Annotated in this window: 2 protein-coding genes and 1 pseudogene; 1 reads left to right on the top strand and 2 read right to left on the bottom strand. The window is 64.8% G+C overall.

Going from position 1 to position 2166, the window contains the following annotated elements; translation table 11 throughout:
* Both EN925_RS32895 and EN925_RS32890 read right to left on the bottom strand, forming a co-directional pair.
* The coding region (locus EN925_RS32895) for an HD family hydrolase (protein WP_164776898.1) at positions 1-403 on the bottom strand (403 nt) is incomplete at its 3' end.
* Complete coding sequence (locus EN925_RS32890; protein WP_127369400.1) at positions 403-1263, bottom strand: folate-binding protein YgfZ; 861 nt, start codon at positions 1261-1263, stop codon at positions 403-405. The genes EN925_RS32895 and EN925_RS32890, both read right to left, overlap by 1 nt.
* A 75-nt stretch (positions 1264-1338) precedes the next feature.
* On the opposite strand from EN925_RS32890, the pseudogene EN925_RS32885 reads away from it, so the two are divergent.
* A pseudogene (locus tag EN925_RS32885) lies at positions 1339-2166 on the top strand (amidohydrolase family protein); the annotation flags it as partial.

Here is a 2166-nt window from a genome sequence, read left to right as displayed (position 1 = left end):
GCGCAGCACTTGGTTCCGGAGGCAGCGAGAAGCGCAGATGGATGGCGCGCTGCAGCCGTAACTCACAATCCTTGTAGCTGCCGCCCATCACCGATTTGAACGGCGAGATCATGTCGCCGATGACATATTCGGGGGCGTCGTGCAGCAGGGCCGCCAGCCGGGCGTCGGCCGAAGCCTCGGGCACCAGGTCGCAGAACAGCGCTTCGACCAGCAGCGAGTGCTGGGCGACCGAAAACGCATGCTCGCCGCTGGTCTGGCCGTTCCAGCGGGCAACGCGGGCGAGCCCGTGCGCAATGTCCGAAATCTCGATGTCGAGCGGCGAGGGGTCGAGCAAATCGAGCCGGCGGCCCGACAGCATGCGCTGCCAGGCGCGTGCCGGCGCGCCGACGCGGTCGGCCGCCATCAGGCCTCCTCCGCGCTGACGGCTTCCTGCGGGAAGGCGAATTTTGCCCAACCGGGAATGCCCAGCGTTACCGGAACGTCCCCGGCCATGATCGGCTGGCCGGCATCGAGCGCCGCCTTGACCCGGTCGATGCGCACAATGGCCAGACCGGTCGTGTCTACGGTCGAGCCGAGCGTGCCAACCGGCCTGCCTGCGACGGTCAGTTCGGTGCCGGGCGTGGGCAGGGGCCTGTCGGCCGATGCAATCAGCACGCGCCGCCTGGCCGTGCCGCGATGCTGCATGCGCGAGACGACCTCCTGGCCGACATAGCAGCCCTTCTTGAAGCCGATGCCGCCGGTTTCGTCCAGCAGCACATCGTGGGGGAAGGCGTCTCCGAGTTGGTAGTCGCTGCCGCTTTCGGCAATGCCGCCGACAATGCGGAAGGCCTGCCACGCGGCAAGATCGCCGCGCTCATCCGTTTCGCCATAGGAACGCGTGACGGCACCCTTCGGAAAGCGTGTGTCGGCGGCCGCCGTTGAATCAGATTGTGAGGGTGTTGATTCATGTCCCCACGCGACGGTGACAAACGCCTGATCGGATTTGGCAATCTCGACCTTGGCGCGCAGTTTGTAGAGCGTCAGCCGGCGTACGAAATCGTCCGATATGTCGGCACGGCATTCGAGCCGGAATGCATTCTCGCCGGTGCGGGAGATCAGGAAATCGAACAGGATCTTGCCTTGCGGCGTCAGCAGCGCACCGGGTTTGGCTTCGCCGGGAGCCAGGATGTCGAGATCGGTGGTCAGGATGTTCTGCAAAAAATGCTCGGCATCCGGACCTGATACGGAAATGAGGGCGCGGTCTTTGAGCTGGGCACAGGGCATGGGCGGAAAAGCAACCTGATCTTGCAAAATGGTCGGCCTTTACGTAAGCCGCTGGCACTCCCCCCGCAAGAGAGCATGGCCATGATCTACGACCTCATCCTGACAGGCGGCACAGTGGTCAACCATGACGGCGAAGGGGCTCGCGACATCGGCGTGAAGGACGGGCGCATCGCTGCCATCGGCGATCTCCGCCAGGCCTCGGCCGGCGAGACGATCGACTGCCGCGGCCTGCATATCCTGCCGGGTGTCGTCGACAGCCAGGTGCATTTTCGCGAGCCGGGACTGGAGCACAAGGAAGATTTGGAAACGGGTTCGCGCGCTGCCGTGCTTGGCGGTGTCACCGCCGTGTTCGAGATGCCCAACACCAATCCGCTGACCACCAGCGAGGCAACGCTTGCCGACAAGGTCCGGCGCGGCACGGGGCGCATGCATTGCGATTTCGCCTTCTGGGTCGGCGGCACCCGCGAGAATGCCGGGGATGTCGGCGAGCTTGAGCGGCTGCCGGGTGCGGCCGGGATCAAGGTTTTCATGGGCTCGTCCACTGGCGACCTGCTGGTCGAGGATGACGAGGGCGTGGCGTCGATCCTGAGAAACACGCGCCGGCGCGCCGCCTTTCATTCGGAAGACGAATTCCGGCTGCGCGAGCGCCTTGGCGAACGCATCGAAGGCGACCCGGCATCGCACCCTGTCTGGCGCGACGAGATCGCCGCCTTGCGCTGTACCGAACGGCTGGTACGCATTGCGCGAAACGCCCGTGCCCGCATCCATGTTCTACACATCTCGACCGCCGAGGAGATTGTGTTCCTCGAACAACACAAGGATGTCGCGACCTGCGAGGCGACGCCACATCATTTGACGCTGAGCGCCGACGACTATCTCAGGCTTGGCACGCTGATCCAGATG

The sequence above is a fragment of the Mesorhizobium sp. M7A.F.Ca.US.006.04.2.1 genome, from assembly GCF_004022915.1.
GTDB lineage: Bacteria > Pseudomonadota > Alphaproteobacteria > Rhizobiales > Rhizobiaceae > Mesorhizobium > Mesorhizobium ciceri.
This window is presented reverse-complemented; position numbering and strand designations above follow the sequence as displayed.

Excerpts from the sequence above, each read along its gene's own strand:
- EN925_RS32890 (WP_127369400.1), bottom strand. The coding sequence starts at position 1,263 with ATGCCCTGTGCCCAGCTCAAAGACCGCGCCCTCATTTCCGTATCAGGT.